This is a genomic window from Pseudomonas sp. zfem004 (assembly GCF_032621715.1).
Taxonomy (GTDB): Bacteria; Pseudomonadota; Gammaproteobacteria; order Pseudomonadales; family Pseudomonadaceae; genus Aquipseudomonas; species Aquipseudomonas sichuanensis.
In genome coordinates, this window is the sequence record NZ_JAVYJF010000001.1 from 150,849 (window position 1) to 167,040 (window position 16,192).

Here is a 16,192-nt window from a genome sequence, read left to right on the forward strand (position 1 = left end):
GGTCACTTTTTCAGAGGTGATCCGCTTATCTCAAGCGGCTTCCCCTGTATTTCCGTAGTGCTCTTGCATCCACTGCAGCAGTTCTGTGCGTTCTACTGGATCCATCTCATCGATCCGTGAGCGTAGGCGAGCTTGGCGACGTTGTATCGTCTGCCGCTCTCTAAACGTTTCGCCACGGTACCGAGAGTCGTGCAATTGGTTTGGTGGGTCAAAATTCAACCAAACCACCTCTTCTCGTACCTCTACGTGAGTTTTGGCCGAGAATTGCACCTTTCGCCACCCCCGAAGCGCCTCGTTGTAGAGGTCATTGTCGTAGCCTGAGAGCATCACCTTGCAGGGCAAGCTGGTCAGGCAACCCAACAGTTTCACGTGGTCGGCTTGGGTGTAATCACACCGGTAGACCTTTGAGCGGCGGCGCGTTTCAGGAACATACGGCGGGTCAACATACACCAGCTCGTCGCCGACGTAGGAAAAACTGCTCAGAAAGGTGACCGCATCGACCTGGTGCAGCTCGCAGACAGCTGAAGTTTCGCTTCGCCAGCGCTCGATGACTACTGGATCGATATCCAATCCGATGCTGCGCTTCGCGGCTTTTTTGTTGCGCATGACTGCACCTCCGCCGAGGTGCGACTCGATGTAGGTCTGATGCGGTGGCATCAGGTTGATCAAGCGCTGATAGCACTTGCCTTTTCCGCCGGGATATTTCATGGACGGAGCATCGTCAGAAATGACGATGATGTCAATTGCGGAATGCCGAACGGTAGAGGAATGGATGAGGGGCGCCGGCTCGTATCGTTTGGCGCCTATAGCGATGACCGAACTGCATCAAACCTAGGCGATCGTGGCGAAGCTCTTTAGTTGTTCGATGCGCTTGTAGGTTTCGTAGATCGCGATCATGTCGCCCTGAGCCATGACCTCCAGAGGACTGCGGCCCTCAAAAAACTCGTTGCCGTTCTTGAAGCCAGGGAATCCTTGGACGTTGTACTGGCTGTCGAAGACGGTTCGCAGCGTTGCGTGGATTTCAAGCACGAACCCGATGCGTTGTAGTTGGTCAAGGTCGAGCCTTTTTCCAGCGGTATGCCCTTGAACTATCCGTCGGTAGGTCGACGGTGAAATGCGCAGGATTCGGCATGCCTGATGCGGCGTTGCCCGCCAAGCGCTGATGATCCGCAAGGCCACTTTCAGAGCCGTTGATGACCGATGCCCGACGTCGTTGCTCATCATCGTGATCCCAGTGCCTCGGGGGGCTCCAATTGTCGCATACAGCCGACGCTCAGCGCGGATGCGCACGTATTACTGGCTCACGCGGGCCCTCGGACGGGCGCTTCAAGATCGACATGAGCGACTCTGCGTCCCTGAACCCTAAAAATGCGAGAGCTAGGCAAAAATCCAGTGAGAGGTAATCACTCATTGTCTCATTGAAATGCATGCCTAGGAATTGACCAATTTCTTGTCTGTAAGAAGTATATCCCGTGAAATGATCGCCGCCATGTAAAACTTGAATATATTTATCTGAAAGCGTGCTATTAACCCAGGGTTGGCTGTAAGTCGAATCTCTAAAGTCTAAAAGTGAATTAACAAAAATTGCATAATCATGATGCTGCGATCCTGCAGCGTTTGAAACGTCAGGGAAATAAACACTACAGTCGATGATAGATGCTAGATCGTGCGAGTGTATGTAGGCTCCACAAGATGGACATTTTTCTGCAAGTCGCACGGCGTGCTTATAGCAGAGCGTCACTGAGCGAGTTAGATGGGCGACATGAATGAACGGCGAGCCGTATGTCTCTGAATCTTCCTCGACACAATGAAAACATATTCTCCAGTTTCGATTAGGCGTGTAATTGCCGTAGTAAACTGTACGTCCCATAACGGAAAATAGCGGGTATAGCGTGTTCTCGTACAAAGCCAGCTTGGCAATGTCGTCATCCTGAAATACTGGCGGCAGTACAATCTGCCAGCGGTCCTTGGATGAGCGTGGACTTACTTTAGTAATTTGGTAATCACTCTGCCTACAGCGTATTCCCAGGATTTCTTTTCCTCGGCGTAAGGCTGAGGCAATAAATTCCCCAGGGAACGGTGCGTAGATCATCGATGTCACCATTGGACGTTTGCGCGCAATCTGTGCGTAGGCGGCTGAAGGGTAAATGGGCTTTTCTAGCCCTCTCCGTGCTGATCAATATGGTCAGGCGAACCGATCAACCGCGTTATCCGCGTGAAGGGTGAGGGACAGGCCGAGCTGGACCATGCCTGTCGGCACCGCGTCCAAGTAGAGGGCCTTGGGGGTGATTCTCTGCATGACTACCTCTACCAGAGAGAGCGATCGAGATTGAACCAGCTCAGTGGGCCAGAGCTTGGGTTGCCCAGGCAAACTGTCTGGCCTAGGTAGGTTTCCCCAGTTGTGGACGTCAGGTGCTTGGAAGCCCGCATTGAGTGCTCTCTGAAGCCAGTAGCCCTCAAAATAAGTTGCATTGCTTTGAGTTCCTTCGGCCCAAGTCAGCACCACAGCCTGAACATCTACCTGCTCGTGCTCCGCCCAGCGGAGCAAAGCGTAGGAGCAATGCCCCTCTCGCTTTTCATTGAAGTGCTCCCTGAAGCGTTTTGCCAGTCGGGCGGCCTGGCCTACGTAGCAGGCTTTTCTCCTGCCGTCTTTGCTATGAGCGATCAGCGCATAGATCCAGAAACCAGTCGTTGGATTGCGTGCTTTCCTCCGCGCTTTCGGCATCTTTTTTTGAGAGCCAACGGCCTTTGCTCCCGCCTTGTGAGGCTGCTCGGGCGTGATCTCATCTGGTCCGTCTACCCGAATGTCGCTCTGCTCAGGTTCGGTAACGTGAGAAGACAACCGGGCTGCTTTCGGCTTCTTGGGAACGTAATCGTTGAAGTCGAAGTGGACACGAAAACGTTTCTCGCTCTTCGTCATGAAGCCGGCATAGTCTCGGCCGTTTCGAGTCACGGTCAGCCCTTGTTCTGCTGCTAAGGCCAGCAACTGACTTCGGTTGCTGATCTCGCCGGCGTCGATAGCCGACTGGATCATCCTCTTCAGATCCGTCATGTGTTCGATAGCTGCCCGATTCACGTCTCTTCCTGCATCCCGTAATCTTCTTCGGAGCGTACGGTTTGACAGGGAAGCAGCGCAATCATGACGGGGCTTTCCTGAAGCGTTCTCAAGGACGGGTGTCGCACAATGTTGCTTTCAGCACCACTACCAGAGCTAGCGACTCGCTGCTCATCCCCTTCATCGCCTTAATGGAGTAGGTTGTTCAGCTCAGGGGCGTGGTCAGGGTGATCTGCTCCAGCTGATACCTCCATCCAGCTCGTTGTTCGTACCAATCGAAAAGGAAGCCAGATGCACATCCGCCTCGCTCAACTCGGTGATGTTCAGGCCATTGCCGAGATCTACAACCAGGGGATCGAAGACCGCAGCTCTACGTTCGAGACCCAGCCGCGCACCTCTATGGATGTGCAGCCCTGGGTGGCCGACATGTCTCGCCATCCGGTGCTGGTCGTTGAGGTCGACGGCGCGGTAGTGGCGTGGGCAAACCTGAGCAGCTACCGCGCGCGTTCGTGCTACGTCGGCATCGCCGACTTCTCGATCTATCTGCACCGTGACGTCCGCGGACGTGGCATCGGCAAGGCGCTGCTCAAAGCATTGCTCGGTGAGGCAGAGGAACGTGGTTTCTGGAAAGTCCTCTCCCGCATTTTTACCTTCAACGAGGCGAGCCTCGCGCTCTGCCAGGCCTGCGGCTTCAGGACAGTTGGCGTCTATGAGAAGCATGCTTGTCTTGAAGGTCGGTGGCTGGATTGCGTGATCGTTGAGCGGGTTTTTCCATCGAACCAACCCGGTCCAGATGACGAAGCAGCCGGGGCATGAGATAGCCTGCGTCAGCCCCTACACCCCTGAGGGTTGCCGAGGCGAAGTTCCTCTGCTTGGGCAGCCCGACGAAATACAGGCCTGGCACCTGATCTGCCACGCCGTTTCGCTGCAGGACACGACCTTGCTGGTCGGCGACTGGAAGCTGTCTCAGAAACGCCAGGTTCGGCCGGAAGCCCGTGGCGAAAATCAGCGCGTCGGCCTGATGGGTGGTTCCATCCACCCAGACAACGCCATCGGGCAACACCTCCTGGAACATCGCTTTACGCTGGAACCGCCCGGTATCCAGGGCCTTTCGATACTTGCCTGTATCCAGCACAGGCGTGCTCTGGTCACTCAGCCATCGCGTGTGCTCCAACCGGGTGAGTTTCAGCCAGGCATGAAAGTCGAGGCCCAGGATTCGTTGGGGGAAGAAGCGGATCTTCTCGCGAGTCGCCAACACTACCTGCGCAACGCTGGCAAGCTCATAGGCAATTTGAACCGCCGAGTTCGCCGCGCCGACCACGACGACACGCTGGCCAGCAAAGGCCTCAGGCGTTCGATATCCCGAGCTGTGCAGACAGGTACCTGAAAAGCTTTCCTGGCCAGGAATGTCTGGCGTGTATGGACGGCTGAAGCCCCCCGATGCCACGACCACCGCACGCGCCGTGAAGGTCGATCCGTTGGCCGCGCGAACCTCGAATGTCTTTTCCTTCTGCATGACTTCCACCACTCGGGTGCCGCCCTCAAAAGGCAGCTGAAACTTGGCGGCGTATGCCTCCAGGTATTGCACTACGTCGTCTCGCAGCGGGTAGCCCTGGGGATTACCGGGAAACACCATCCCCGGTAGCGCTGAATACTCTGCCGGGGAGAACAGTTGCAGGCTGTCGTAGTAGTTGCGCCAATTTCCGCCCGGGCGTGGCTGCTCATCCAGGATCAGAAAGTCCAAGCCGTGTTGCTGCAAATGCCAGCCAAGCGCCAAACCCGCTTGCCCACCACCGATGACGATCACATCCACCGCACGACTCGATTTATTCATGTGTGCGCACTCATGCATATATAAGAGCAAAAAAGGGCACGAGCTACGGGCAGCACAGCGACACCAGACCCTTGGTCCGCTGGAGCAAGCCCTCAAGGCGCTCGACGATCGCCCCACCATTCACTTCGTAGAACACCTGCCGACCCACCTTGGTGGCCTTCACGATCTGGGCGTCGTGCAGCACCTGTAGGTGCCTGGAGACCACCGAGCGCTCCTGCGGCAGCTCTTTGGCGATTTCGCCGACATCCGCCCGGCCCAGCAGGAGCACGCGCTTGAACACCGCGACCCTGGAGGGCTCGCAGAGCGCTTTGAAGAAGGCCTCATCCAGCGACTCGATGGCAGCGTCGATGGCTTGGGTGCGGAGGTTCAGGTTGGTCGTCATGTCGCCAATATATGTGCACAGATATGCACATGTAAAGCCACCCATCCTCAGAGGGGTTACGATACATTCGAAAAAGCGTATATTCGAAAAATCATATATGCGCAGAGTACCTCGTGATGACTGGCAAGATCCGCGTCCTGTTTGTTTGCACCGCAAACGCTGCTCGCTCCCAGCTCGCCGAAGCATTGCTCCGACACACAGACCCTGTGCGCTTTGAAGCTTTCAGCGCCGGCACTCAGCCTGGCGAGGTCGATCCGCGTACCTACGCGGCGCTTGAGCACCTCGGTATCGATGCCAGCGGCCTGCGCAGCAAATCCATCGATGAGTTCGTCGACGAACACTTCGACTACGTCATCACCCTTTGCGACAAGGCGGCGCTGGAATGCCAGGTCCTGCCGGAATTCGGGGAGCGCCTGATGTGGCACTTCGAAGATCCAGTCACCAGCGACAAGCACGATGCCTTCCGCCACACGCTTCACGAGATCCATGAGCGCATCAAGATGTTCGTCCTCGTGAAAACCAAACACTGAGAATCGTGATGACTGATCCACTGACCCCTACCAAGGTTTTCAAATGCCTCGCCGACGAGAACCGCATTCGGATGATGCTGCTGATCGCCCGCGAGGAAGAGCTCTGCGTCTGTGAGCTGATCTGTGCACTGGAAGAAAGCCAGCCCAAGGTTTCCCGCCACCTGGCGCAGCTGCGCACGTGTGACCTGCTGGCAGACCGCCGCCAGGGCCAATGGGTTTACTACCGGCTGCATCCAGAGCTGCCCGCCTGGGTACGCGAGATCCTGAAAACGACGCTGGAGGCCAACAGCGAGTGGCTGAACAGCAGCTCCACTCGACTGGACGCCATGGGTGACCGCCCACAGCGCGTCGCCACCTGCTGCTGATCACTGCCGAGCAAAAACCGATGAAAGTTCTGTTCCTCTGCACCGCCAATAGCTGCCGCAGCATCCTGTCAGAAGCCGTGTTCAACCACCTGGCTCCGGCCGGTATGAAGGCCTACAGCGCCGGCAGCCAGCCCAAGGGCGAGGTACATCCGTTGTCCATCTCCGCGCTGCAGCGCGCCGGTATTTCCACCGATGACCTCAGCAGCAAATCCAGCGATGCATACGCCGAGCTGGCACCGGACTTCGTCATCACCGTCTGCGACAAGGCCGCCGGCGAAGCCTGCCCTGTGTTCTTCGGGCCGGCAGTAAAAGCCCATTGGGGGCTTTCCGATCCGTCGGACCTGCAGGGCAGCCCCGCCGAGTTGGACGCGGCGTTCGACATCACGCTTGAGCAGATCAAGCGACGCCTCAAGGCATTCCTCGCACTGCCCTTTGAACAACTGGATGCCGCGCAGCTCAAGGTCGAGCTGGCCCGCATCGGAACGCTCTGACGTTTAGGGAGATCCACCATGAGCAAAAGCCGACTTTCCTTCCTCGACCGTTACCTGACGGTCTGGATCTTTCTGGCCATGGGCCTGGGTATCGCCTTGGGCAGCCTGTTCCAGGGATTGCCCGCGTGGCTGAACAGCCTGTCGGTAGGCTCGACGAACATCCCCATCGCCATTGGGCTCATCGTCATGATGTACCCGCCACTGGCGAAGGTGAAATACGAGGAACTGCCGCAGGTCTTCAAGGACAAGCGCATCCTCGTGCTGTCGCTGGTCCAGAACTGGGTAATCGGTCCGGTGCTGATGTTCGGGCTGGCGGTAGTGTTCCTTTCCGACAAGCCTGAGTACATGACCGGCCTGATCCTCATCGGCTTGGCGCGCTGCATCGCCATGGTGCTGGTGTGGAACCAGATCGCCGGTGGCAACAACCAGTACGTGGCGGGCCTGGTCGCCTTCAACAGCATTTTCCAGATCCTGTTCTTCAGCGTGTACGCCTGGATCTTCCTGGGCCTGCTGCCGCCGCTGTTTGGTCTTGAGGGTAGCGTCATCGAGACCAGCTTCCTCGAAATCGCCCAATCGGTGCTGATCTATCTGGGCATCCCGTTCCTGGCCGGCTTCCTGACCCGCAAGATTCTGATCAGCAGCAAGGGCGAGACCTGGTACCAAGAGTGTTTCATTCCAAAGATCAGTCCGCTGACGCTCGTGGCGTTGCTTCTGACCATCGTGGCCATGTTCAGTCTGAAGGGCGACATGGTGCTGCAGCTGCCGCTGGATGTGCTGCGCATCGCCATCCCGCTGACCATCTACTTCGTGGTGATGTTCTTCATCAGCTTCTGGATGGGCAAGCTGCTTGAGGCCGACTACCCACGCACCACCGCGCTGGCGTTCACCGCAGCCAGCAACAACTTCGAACTGGCCATTGCCGTGGCCATCGCTACCTTCGGCCTCGCTTCGCCGGTTGCCTTTGCCACCGTGATCGGCCCCTTGGTGGAAGTGCCGGTGTTGATCTCACTGGTGGGTGTGGCCTTGTGGCTCAAACGCCGCTGGTTTAATCAGCCCTCTGGTGCCTTGTCTCAGGAGTAAAATCATGACCGAACACCACATCCCCAACCTCGACAACGAACTGGTCGACCTGCCATCCGCCGACAAGCTCGCGATCGAGCAGCAGTCCACCCATAAACCGCGCATCCTGCTGCTGTACGGGTCGACACGCGAACGCTCTTTCAGCCGTCTGCTGACAGAAGAAGCGGCACGCCTGCTGGAGCACTTCGGTGCGGAGGCGCGGATCTTCAATCCCACAGGCTTGCCACTGGCGGATGACGTGCCCGATGACCACCCCATGGTCAAGGAGCTACGTGACCTGGTGCTGTGGTCGGAAGGCATGGTCTGGTGCTCGCCTGAGCGCCACGGCGCGATGACCGGCGTGTTCAAGTCGCAGATCGACTGGATTCCACTGAGCATGGGCGCCGTGCGCCCAACGCAGGGCAAGACCCTCGCGGTGATGCAGGTCTGCGGTGGCTCGCAGTCGTTCAACGTGGTCAACCAGCTGCGCGTCCTCGGCCGCTGGATGCGCATGTTCACCATCCCCAACCAGTCGTCCGTACCCAAGGCCTACCTGGAGTTCGACGAGGCCGGCCGCATGAAGCCCTCGGCGTACTACGACCGTGTCGTCGACGTGATGGAGGAGCTGGTGAAGTTCACCCTGCTGCTTCGTGACCGCGCCGACTACTTGGTCGATCGCTACTCCGAGCGCAAGGAGTCGGCTGAAGAGCTTTCCAAACGCGTTAATCAACGATCCATCTGAGGCTTTCTGAGCATGCAACTGCACCCGTATTCCGTGCTGGCGACTCCCGAGCTGATCGGCCAGCTGATCTTCACCCCGTGCCCTGGTACCAAGGACACCTCGGTATCCCAAGCACTGGCAACGCTGCGCGAAGCTGGTGCGAGTGCACTGGTCACCCTGATGCCAAGTGACGAGCTGCTGCAGAATGAGATCGACCTGCTGCCCGAGGAGTGCCAACTGTTGGGCCTCGAATGGTTCCACCTGCCGGTGGAAGACGACCAAGCGCCCGGCGAGCCCTTTGCTGCCGCCTGGGAAATCCACCGGGAACGCCTGAAAGCGTTGGTGATGACTGGCAAGACGATCGCCATTCACTGCAAAGGCGGCTCCGGCCGCACCGGCCTGTTTGCGGCCCGCCTGATGATCGAGTGCGGCATTCCCGTGCAGGAAGCTGTTGCTCAGGTCCAGGCCCTGCGCCCACGTGCGATCCAGAACCCTGCGCACGTCGACTACATCAACCAGTTCGCCAATACCCTCTGACCGTCCCCTGACCGCTACGCGAGAACAACAACATGGCAATCAAAGTAGGCATCAATGGGTTTGGCCGCATCGGTCGCTTGGCGCTGCGCGCGTCTTGGGACTGGCCAGAGTTCGAGTTTGTGCAGATCAATGACCCGGCCGGCGACGCCGAGACCCATGCCCACCTGATCAACTTCGACTCGGTCCACGGCCGCTGGCACCGTGAAGCCCGTGCTGAGGGCAGTACGGTGGTGATCGACGGCAAGCGCATTCAGGTCACCGCGAACAAGACCATCGCAGACACCGACTGGTCGGGCTGCGACCTGGTCATCGAGGCCAGCGGCAAGATGAAGTCGGTAGCCGTGCTCCAGGCCTACCTGGATCAGGGCGTCAAACGTGTAGTGGTCTGCGCTCCAGTGAAGGAGAAAGGCGCACTGAACGTGGTGATGGGCGTCAACCAGCACCTGTTCGACCCGGCGCAGCATCGCATCGTTACCGCCGCCTCCTGCACTACCAACTGCTTGGCCCCGGTGGTCAAGGTGATTCACGAGAACCTGGGCATCCGCCACGGATCGATCACCACCATCCACGACCTCACCAACACCCAGAGCATCCTCGATACGCCGCACAAAGACCTGCGCCGCGCCCGCGCCTCTGGCATGAGCCTGATCCCAACCACCACGGGTTCGGCCACTGCGATAGCCGAGATCTTCCCTGAGCTGCGCGGCAAGCTGAATGGTCACGCCGTGCGTGTACCGCTGGCCAACGCCTCGCTGACCGACTGTGTGTTCGAAGTCGAGCGTGAGACGACGGCTGAGGAGGTCAACGCGCTGCTGAAGGCGGCGGCCGAAGGCCCGTTGAAAGACATCCTGGGCTACGAAGAGCGTCCACTGGTATCCATCGACTACCGCACCGATCCGCGCTCCTCGATCATCGACGCGCTGTCGACCTTGGTGGTCAATGGCACCCAGGTGAAGCTCTACGCCTGGTATGACAACGAATGGGGCTACGCCAACCGTGCAGCGGAACTGGCCCGCTTGGTCGGCGCAGCGGAGTAAACAGCGATCATGAAGGCGTTGTCAGCCCTGTCTGCGGAAGTGCGTCAGTACCTGCTGGTTACCGGCAACTACTGGGCCTTCACCCTCACCGACGGCGCATTGCGCATGTTGGTGGTACTGCACTTCCATTCGCTGGGCTACACGCCGCTGCAGATCGCAGCGCTGTTCCTTTTCTACGAAGTGTTCGGCGTGATCACCAACCTGGTGGGTGGCTACCTCGGCGCCCGCCTGGGGCTCAACCGCACCATGAACATCGGCTTGGGCATGCAGGTCTTTGCACTGCTGATGCTCACGGTGCCGGCAGCCTGGCTGACGGTGCCGTGGGTAATGGCCGCCCAGGCGCTGTCCGGCATCGCCAAGGACCTGAACAAGATGAGCGCCAAGAGCTCCATCAAGCTCCTGGTACCGGACAGCCAACAGGGGACGCTCTACAAATGGGTGGCCATCCTGACGGGCTCGAAGAACGCGCTCAAAGGCGTGGGCTTTTTCCTCGGCGGAGCACTGCTCGCGTTGCTCGGCTTCACCCTGGCGGTGCTGGCCATGGCAGCATTACTGGCCATGATCTGGATCGGTAGTCTGGTGCTGCTGAAAAAGGACTTGGGCAAAGCCAAGGCCAAACCCAAGTTCCGCGACATGCTGTCCAAGAGCCGAGCCATCAACATCCTCTCGGCCGCACGGCTGTTTCTCTTCGGTGCCCGGGACGTCTGGTTCGTCGTGGCGCTGCCGGTGTACCTGAGCACCGCGTTTGGCTGGGACTTCTGGCTGGTCGGCGGCTTCCTCGCCGCGTGGATCATTGGCTACGGCATCGTCCAGTCGTTTGCTCCTCACATCACCGGCAAGAAACGAGGTCATGTGCCGGACGGCCGAGTGGCCTTCATCTGGGCAATCGCACTGGCTGGATTGCCTGCGCTTATTGCTGTGGGCCTATCGGCGGGCTGGTCGGCGCAGTTGGTTCTGCTCGGTGGGTTGATGCTGTTCGGCGTGCTGTTCGCGGTGAACTCATCGCTGCACAGCTACCTGATCGTCAGCTATGCCAAGGAAGACGGCGTCTCCCTGGACGTAGGCTTCTACTACATGTCCAACGCCCTGGGGCGGCTGGTCGGTACGCTGCTGTCGGGCTGGGTGTTCCAAGCCTATGGTTTGCAGGCTTGCCTGTGGGTTTCCAGCATTTTCGTATTGGCCGCCGCGCTCATCTCGATCGGGTTGCCCAGACATAGCGAAATGTCGCAGCAGACGCACTGATCACGCAGAGAGAGCGGAGGCACTCACGCCTCCGCTCTCACCAGAAACTGCTCGATCGCAGCGACAGTGCTCCTGGCTGTGCGCGTCATCCCGATCAAGGTGGCGGATGTAGAGCCTGTCCACTCTCCATAACCCACCAGCCATAGGCCAGGCGCATCCACTGCACGTGTACCTGTAACTTCGACGCGACCGTCCCCAGTGACTGCCCCGAGGCTCGCTAAGTGCCCCAGCGCCGGCTTGAATCCGGTGCACCCTATCACCGCTTCGACTGAGGTCTCTGCCCCGTCCTCACAGACTACACCGTCGGTGGGTGAAGCGAGCGAAGGGCTTCATAACGTGCAGAACGCCCTGCCTTGCATAGGTATAGGGGGTATGCCTATTATGCGCATAATTCAGGTAGGAGTACTCCATGAGTCATATCGCGGCAAACAAAGACGATCTTCTCAAACGCGTTAAACGTATCGCCGGACAAGTCCAGGCCATTGAGCGGGCGCTGGAGTCTGATCTCGATTGCGCCAAAACGTTGCATCTTGTCGCCGCCACTCGCGGAGCTATCAACGGATTGATGGAGGAAATCATCGAAGACCACGCGCGGGAGCATGTTGCTAACCCGGCGCTGAGCGAAGAAGAGCGCAACAAAGGCGTCGAAGAGCTTCTTGAAGCCATTCGCCGTTACTCCAAGTGAACGGATCCGGGTATACGCACATGAGCAGCACCAGCATCAACCACACACACGACCATATGTTTCTTGGCTCGGCACATGATGAAAACGCCAAGCGAACGCTTTGGGTCGTGGCATTGACCGTTGTGATGATGGTTGGAGAGATCACCGCAGGCTATCTCACAGGCTCGATGGCTTTATTGGCCGATGGATTTCACATGGCAACTCATGCCGGTGCATTGGGCATCGCGGCGGCCGCATACGGATATGCAAAACGGCACGCTTCCAGCCAACGCTACAGTTTCGGTACAGGAAAGGTAGGGGACTTGGGCGGTTTTGCCTCTGCATTGATTCTCGGAATCGTCGCCTTGGGAATTGGCATTGAATCTGTCATGCGCCTCTTGCAACCAACAGACGTTCAGTTCGGTACCGCTACGCTAATCGCGATTGCCGGATTGATAGTCAATGTTGTCAGTGCACTGTTGCTGGGTCACGGCCACAGCCATGACCATGTTCACCACGGGCACGATAACAATCTGAAATCGGCCTACATCCATGTCCTCGCTGACGCGCTCACTTCGGTGCTAGCGATTGCTGCACTGCTCGCCGGCCGGTATCTCGGTTGGGCGTGGCTGGACCCGGTTATGGGGATCGTAGGTGCCATCGTTATTGCGCGTTGGGCCTGGACCTTGATGAAGGTTACTGCAGGAGTACTGCTGGATCAGACAGACGTACATGTCGCCGATGAGATTCGCGAACTGGTTGAAAAACCGGGGGATGTCACGATTACGGATCTGCATGTTTGGCGGGTGGGACCACAAGCCCATGCCGCTATCGTCAGCGTTCTTGGTGAAGTCACTGGCAGCGCGGAGAGTATTCGTGAACGGATCAAGCCGGTTCACGAAGTCTGCCATCTGACGGTAGAGTTCCGAGCGGTCTGATAGCAGAGCCCCCAACCTGTGCTTGATCGGCGTAACCTGTAAGCAGCGTATCGACAGGCTGGAAGGACCGGAGTCGGCATCAACGCTGTTTCCTTAGCCACAGCGCGGTCGATGAAGATGGCTACTCTATCAACCGTCGTTTTCCCGATTTAGTGCAAAGAAGGCTTACTTAGATGTAATCCCCCGATCATTTGGCCGACAGGTCAACCCGCTTAAGATTCAATCACACCAGATCGGAGTGATGAACATGAAAGCTCTCAAAAGTATTGCCGCCTTGCTGATTCTTACTGCCTCCTCGGTTGCACTGGCTGAGGGGGGCTCAGACCGCCTGCATGGCCAGATGATTCAGGCAAATGAGCAAGCAATGCGGGCGTACGCCGCCGCCAACGGGAAAAACGAACCTGAGGTCACCCATTATCGGTATGGGATGAAGCTCGACGTGGCCAAAGTGATCAGCGTGACCTCGAACCGGGGTAGCTGCGACGTGATGCCAGCACAGATGAACTATGAAGACTCAACTGGAAAGCTCAACATCCTCGAGTACCGTACATCCGGGATTGGTTGCCGCGGCCAGAATTGAGGAGTTCAGATGCTCACATATCCAATGAAAACGGCGCCAGGAAGGCGCCGTTTTCGTTGGTTGGTAGGTTTACTTGGCAGGATAATTTGCAACCACGCGATCTTCCCCACCTATGGTAAGGCCTATGACCTGGTAAGCATGACTTACGCCATCCCCCTCCATTCCTGGAGAACCAGCAGGCATACCAGGCACGGCGACCCCAACCAAATCATTTCGCTCTGAAAGCTGTCGAATCTGTTCGGCCGGAACATGGCCTTCAACGAACTTTCCGTTTATCACTGCGGTGTGACAGGAAGCTAGGCGCGGCGCTACCCCTAGCTTCTGCTTAACAGCACTCATATCGGCTTCAACGTGATCGATGACCTTGAAGCCATTTTGCTCCAAGTGAGCAATCCACTTTTTACAGCACCCGCAGTTTGCATCCCGGTGCACGTCAATAGTGGTTGGCACTGCCGCGTCGACTGGCGGAAGCACGAGAAAAGCAGCGAGTGCTGCCAAGCTAAGGAATCGCCTTCTAGCCCTCATGGGTGTGCTCCTTACCATCTTTGTGAGTATGCGACTTTGGGGTCGGTTTGGAGTGATGGTCACTATCAGCTTCCGTGACTTCATGCTCGTTGTGGTGATCGGCTTCAGGCTTGGCATCTGCAGGCTGCGCATGATGGGCTTCAGGCTCTCCCATATCATAAGGGCCCTTCGCGGAGGCCGCCTCGCCGTGGTGATCAGCGTCACTTTTATCGTGCTGGCCTTCATGATTGTGCATATCACTTTCCCCACCGCCGTGCTGGTGGCCGCCGCTGGTCGCTACCATTGACTTGTATTGCTCAGCGTTCATCTGTGGGAGCTGATCTAAGAAAGCAACGATCCCCCAGATGTATTGATCACCCATGCTCTTGCCCCAAGCAGGCATGCCTGTGGCTTTGATGCCGTGTTTAATAGTCCAGAATGCAGCGGCAGCGTCCCCACCAACACCGATCTTGGAGAGATCGGGTGGAGACGGGTAAAGCGCTTGACTGAGCTCGGTCTTATCAACGCCTGGAGCGAGGTGACAGCCAATGCACATGGCATTGTAGTTTCCGGCGCCTGTTCGAATCAGGGTTTCATCTTTGAGATTCGGTACCTCGATATCCTTGGCACGCACTTCGATGGAGCGATCTCTCGCCATGGCGAGAAAAGCATGCACAGCGGGGAAATGAGGGTCATCAGCGCCCACGTTGACCAGACCAAAATAGGCGGCTCCCAATACAGCCGCGCTACCCACGGCGCCTGCTGCGACCAATGTTGTAATTGTTTTTTTCATGTCAGGTTCTCAAAACCACATCCGAATGCCGGCAACGAAACGCGCTTCACTCACTTCCCCGCCTTCGTCCCGAATCAGGTCAGCAGTTTTGCCGTAAGAGCGGCTCCAGGTGACGCCTATGTAGGGAGCAAACTGGCGAACAATTTCATACCGAAGTCGTAGCCCCACCTCGGTATTGGCAAGACCTGAACCAACACCACGCTCAGGGTCATTTTTGCCATAGAAGTTCGCTTCGGCGGTGGGCTGTAGGATCAGGCGATTGGTTAAAAGGATGTCGTAGTCGCCTTCCAACCGTGCGGCAGTCTGGCCATTCTCACCAATGAACGCCGTGGCTTCCGCTTCAAACGCATAGAGAGCCATGCCCTGAATGCCAAAGGCTGCCCACGTCTGGGGAGATTCGGGTTGGAAATCCTGGCGTACCCCTGCAACGACATCCCACCACGGACCAATTGATCGGCCGTAGAGGAGCTGCAGCTCGGCATCCTCGGTTACACCATTTGTTCGCTCGCCCTCGGAGCGAATCCAAAGACGATTGATGTCGCCACCAACCCACCCAGAGGCATCCCACGCCAAGGTGCTACCCTCGTCAGCATCCTGATACTCCAGCTGATCTAACAAGAAGAAGCTGTTGATGGCGCTGTCGTGAACCTCATGACCGCCCAAAGGGGGAAAAGCCGCTTTACGGTCCGCATCCGTCAGGACAGGAATGGGGGTGCGACTGGCGGCAGTAGGTGCATCAGCGGAGCCGTGGTTCATTTTTGAATGATCCATCGTTCCGGGCCCCATCCCTTCCATGCTCCCATGACCCATATTGCTGTGATCCATAGGGGCAGGCTTCACCTTAGGTTGACCATGTCCCATCGTGCTGTGATCCATGGTGCCCATGCTTCCCTGCATAGCGCCATGATCCATCTTGCTATGATCAGCAGGGGCAGGTTTTTTCTCCTGCTTGCTCGCTCCCATCTGGCTGTGGTCCATACCCGGCATCGGTTTTGGAGAAGGGGCAGAGTCCATTTGCATAGATCCATGCCCCATTGCCGAATGGTCCATTTCTTCAGCCGCAAAACCAGTTGTCCCCCCGAATGCGCTCAGGGAGACAGCCAATGCCAAGAGCGATGGTCGTGCCAGCCTATTGGTCATCTTTCCCTGCCTTAGCTTTATCGCCGCCCTGCGATTCCATCATTTTGCTGTGATCCATACCTTCCATCGAGCCGTGGTCCATACCTTCCATGGACCCGTGATCCATGCCCTTCATGGAGCCATGGTCCATGCTACCGGACTGCTTATCCTGCGCCGTCTTTGCTCCTGCGTTGGATTTCGCTGCATTAGGTGTATCTACAGACTTCTGGGAATGTTGGTCATGGTTTTCACCGGACCACGAGGACGGGGCGTAAACAGCCAGAAGTCCTACCATGGCAGCAGAGAAGAAAAAGGCGCTACGTTTCATTGGTTTGCTCATC

The 16,192-nt window shown here is 57.6% G+C and carries 21 protein-coding genes and 1 pseudogene; 12 read left to right on the forward strand and 10 right to left on the reverse strand.

Features of this window, described 5'->3' with window-relative positions; translation table 11 throughout:
- Positions 1–30: 30 nt before the first annotated feature.
- From RTH46_RS00715 to RTH46_RS00730, 4 genes are all read right to left on the reverse strand, one after another.
- On the reverse strand, positions 31–708 hold the full coding sequence (locus RTH46_RS00715) for a DNA adenine methylase (RefSeq protein WP_023628520.1): 678 nt from the start codon (positions 706–708) through the stop codon (positions 31–33).
- Positions 709–831: 123 nt separating this feature from the next.
- Complete coding sequence (locus tag RTH46_RS00720) at positions 832–1,221, reverse strand: antitoxin Xre-like helix-turn-helix domain-containing protein (RefSeq protein WP_038707634.1); 390 nt, start codon at positions 1,219–1,221, stop codon at positions 832–834.
- Positions 1,222–1,273: 52 nt separating this feature from the next.
- Positions 1,274–2,092, reverse strand: coding sequence for a hypothetical protein (locus RTH46_RS00725; protein ID WP_197865889.1), 819 nt, complete (start codon positions 2,090–2,092; stop codon positions 1,274–1,276).
- Positions 2,093–2,185: 93 nt separating this feature from the next.
- Positions 2,186–3,076 (reverse strand): GIY-YIG nuclease family protein, encoded by an 891-nt coding sequence (locus RTH46_RS00730; protein ID WP_237750120.1) that lies wholly within the window; start codon positions 3,074–3,076, stop codon positions 2,186–2,188.
- Positions 3,077–3,346: 270 nt separating this feature from the next.
- On the opposite strand from RTH46_RS00730, the gene RTH46_RS00735 reads away from it, so the two are divergent.
- Complete coding sequence (locus tag RTH46_RS00735; RefSeq protein WP_123902525.1) at positions 3,347–3,871, forward strand: arsinothricin resistance N-acetyltransferase ArsN1 family A; 525 nt, start codon at positions 3,347–3,349, stop codon at positions 3,869–3,871.
- Here RTH46_RS00735 and RTH46_RS00740 read toward each other — a convergent pair.
- Together RTH46_RS00740 and RTH46_RS00745 are read right to left on the reverse strand one after the other, a co-directional pair.
- Positions 3,846–4,889, reverse strand: a pseudogene (locus tag RTH46_RS00740) (flavin-containing monooxygenase); the annotation flags it as partial. The gene RTH46_RS00735 and the pseudogene RTH46_RS00740 sit on opposite strands and share 26 nt — an antisense overlap.
- Positions 4,890–4,932: 43 nt before the next feature.
- Positions 4,933–5,271 (reverse strand): ArsR/SmtB family transcription factor, encoded by a 339-nt coding sequence (locus RTH46_RS00745; protein ID WP_023628526.1) that lies wholly within the window; start codon positions 5,269–5,271, stop codon positions 4,933–4,935.
- A gap of 116 nt (positions 5,272–5,387) precedes the next feature.
- On the opposite strand from RTH46_RS00745, the gene RTH46_RS00750 reads away from it, so the two are divergent.
- The 11 genes from RTH46_RS00750 (at position 5,388) to RTH46_RS00805 (ending at position 13,435) form a co-directional block, all read left to right on the forward strand.
- Positions 5,388–5,801, forward strand: a complete 414-nt coding sequence (locus tag RTH46_RS00750) for an arsenate reductase ArsC (protein ID WP_316904840.1) — start codon at positions 5,388–5,390, stop codon at positions 5,799–5,801.
- Positions 5,802–5,809: 8 nt separating this feature from the next.
- A complete protein-coding gene (locus RTH46_RS00755) occupies positions 5,810–6,166 on the forward strand; it encodes a metalloregulator ArsR/SmtB family transcription factor (RefSeq protein ID WP_225231600.1) in 357 nt (118 codons plus the stop codon).
- Positions 6,167–6,186: 20 nt separating this feature from the next.
- Positions 6,187–6,657 carry an arsenate reductase ArsC gene (locus tag RTH46_RS00760; RefSeq protein ID WP_316904841.1) on the forward strand — a complete coding sequence of 157 codons (471 nt, stop codon included), beginning with the start codon at positions 6,187–6,189 and terminating at the stop codon, positions 6,655–6,657.
- A gap of 18 nt (positions 6,658–6,675) precedes the next feature.
- Positions 6,676–7,737 (forward strand): ACR3 family arsenite efflux transporter, encoded by a 1,062-nt coding sequence (gene arsB, locus RTH46_RS00765; protein ID WP_316904842.1) that lies wholly within the window; start codon positions 6,676–6,678, stop codon positions 7,735–7,737.
- 4 nt (positions 7,738–7,741) lie between these two features.
- Entirely contained in the window at positions 7,742–8,458 is a 717-nt protein-coding gene (gene arsH / locus RTH46_RS00770) for an arsenical resistance protein ArsH (protein ID WP_316904843.1), read from the forward strand.
- Positions 8,459–8,470: 12 nt separating this feature from the next.
- Complete coding sequence (locus RTH46_RS00775; protein WP_316904844.1) at positions 8,471–8,974, forward strand: cyclin-dependent kinase inhibitor 3 family protein; 504 nt, start codon at positions 8,471–8,473, stop codon at positions 8,972–8,974.
- Positions 8,975–9,006: 32 nt separating this feature from the next.
- Positions 9,007–10,011, forward strand: coding sequence for an ArsJ-associated glyceraldehyde-3-phosphate dehydrogenase (locus tag RTH46_RS00780; protein WP_175653586.1), 1,005 nt, complete (start codon positions 9,007–9,009; stop codon positions 10,009–10,011).
- A 9-nt stretch (positions 10,012–10,020) separates the two neighbouring features.
- Positions 10,021–11,253 (forward strand): organoarsenical effux MFS transporter ArsJ, encoded by a 1,233-nt coding sequence (gene arsJ, locus RTH46_RS00785; protein ID WP_316904845.1) that lies wholly within the window; start codon positions 10,021–10,023, stop codon positions 11,251–11,253.
- A 409-nt stretch (positions 11,254–11,662) separates the two neighbouring features.
- Entirely contained in the window at positions 11,663–11,938 is a 276-nt protein-coding gene (locus RTH46_RS00795; RefSeq protein ID WP_023628532.1) for a metal/formaldehyde-sensitive transcriptional repressor, read from the forward strand.
- A 20-nt stretch (positions 11,939–11,958) separates the two neighbouring features.
- Positions 11,959–12,855: a CDF family Co(II)/Ni(II) efflux transporter DmeF gene (dmeF, locus tag RTH46_RS00800; RefSeq protein WP_316904846.1), complete on the forward strand. Its 897-nt coding sequence runs from the start codon at positions 11,959–11,961 to the stop codon at positions 12,853–12,855.
- Between the two features lie 247 nt (positions 12,856–13,102).
- Entirely contained in the window at positions 13,103–13,435 is a 333-nt protein-coding gene (locus RTH46_RS00805) for a DUF2790 domain-containing protein (RefSeq protein ID WP_031314395.1), read from the forward strand.
- Between the two features lie 69 nt (positions 13,436–13,504).
- Here RTH46_RS00805 and RTH46_RS00810 read toward each other — a convergent pair whose 3' ends face one another.
- From RTH46_RS00810 to RTH46_RS00825, 4 genes are read right to left on the reverse strand one after another with little or no spacing between them, the layout of a single operon-like run.
- Positions 13,505–13,960, reverse strand: coding sequence for a DUF411 domain-containing protein (locus RTH46_RS00810; RefSeq protein ID WP_081941308.1), 456 nt, complete (start codon positions 13,958–13,960; stop codon positions 13,505–13,507).
- Positions 13,950–14,732 (reverse strand): cytochrome c, encoded by a 783-nt coding sequence (locus tag RTH46_RS00815; RefSeq protein WP_316904847.1) that lies wholly within the window; start codon positions 14,730–14,732, stop codon positions 13,950–13,952. The genes RTH46_RS00810 and RTH46_RS00815 overlap by 11 nt, the downstream gene beginning before the upstream one ends.
- A 9-nt stretch (positions 14,733–14,741) precedes the next feature.
- Entirely contained in the window at positions 14,742–15,872 is a 1,131-nt protein-coding gene (locus tag RTH46_RS00820) for a copper resistance protein B (protein WP_316904848.1), read from the reverse strand.
- Positions 15,862–16,191: a hypothetical protein gene (locus RTH46_RS00825; protein WP_081941348.1), complete on the reverse strand. Its 330-nt coding sequence runs from the start codon at positions 16,189–16,191 to the stop codon at positions 15,862–15,864. The genes RTH46_RS00820 and RTH46_RS00825 overlap by 11 nt, the downstream gene beginning before the upstream one ends.
- Position 16,192: the final 1 nt, after the last annotated feature.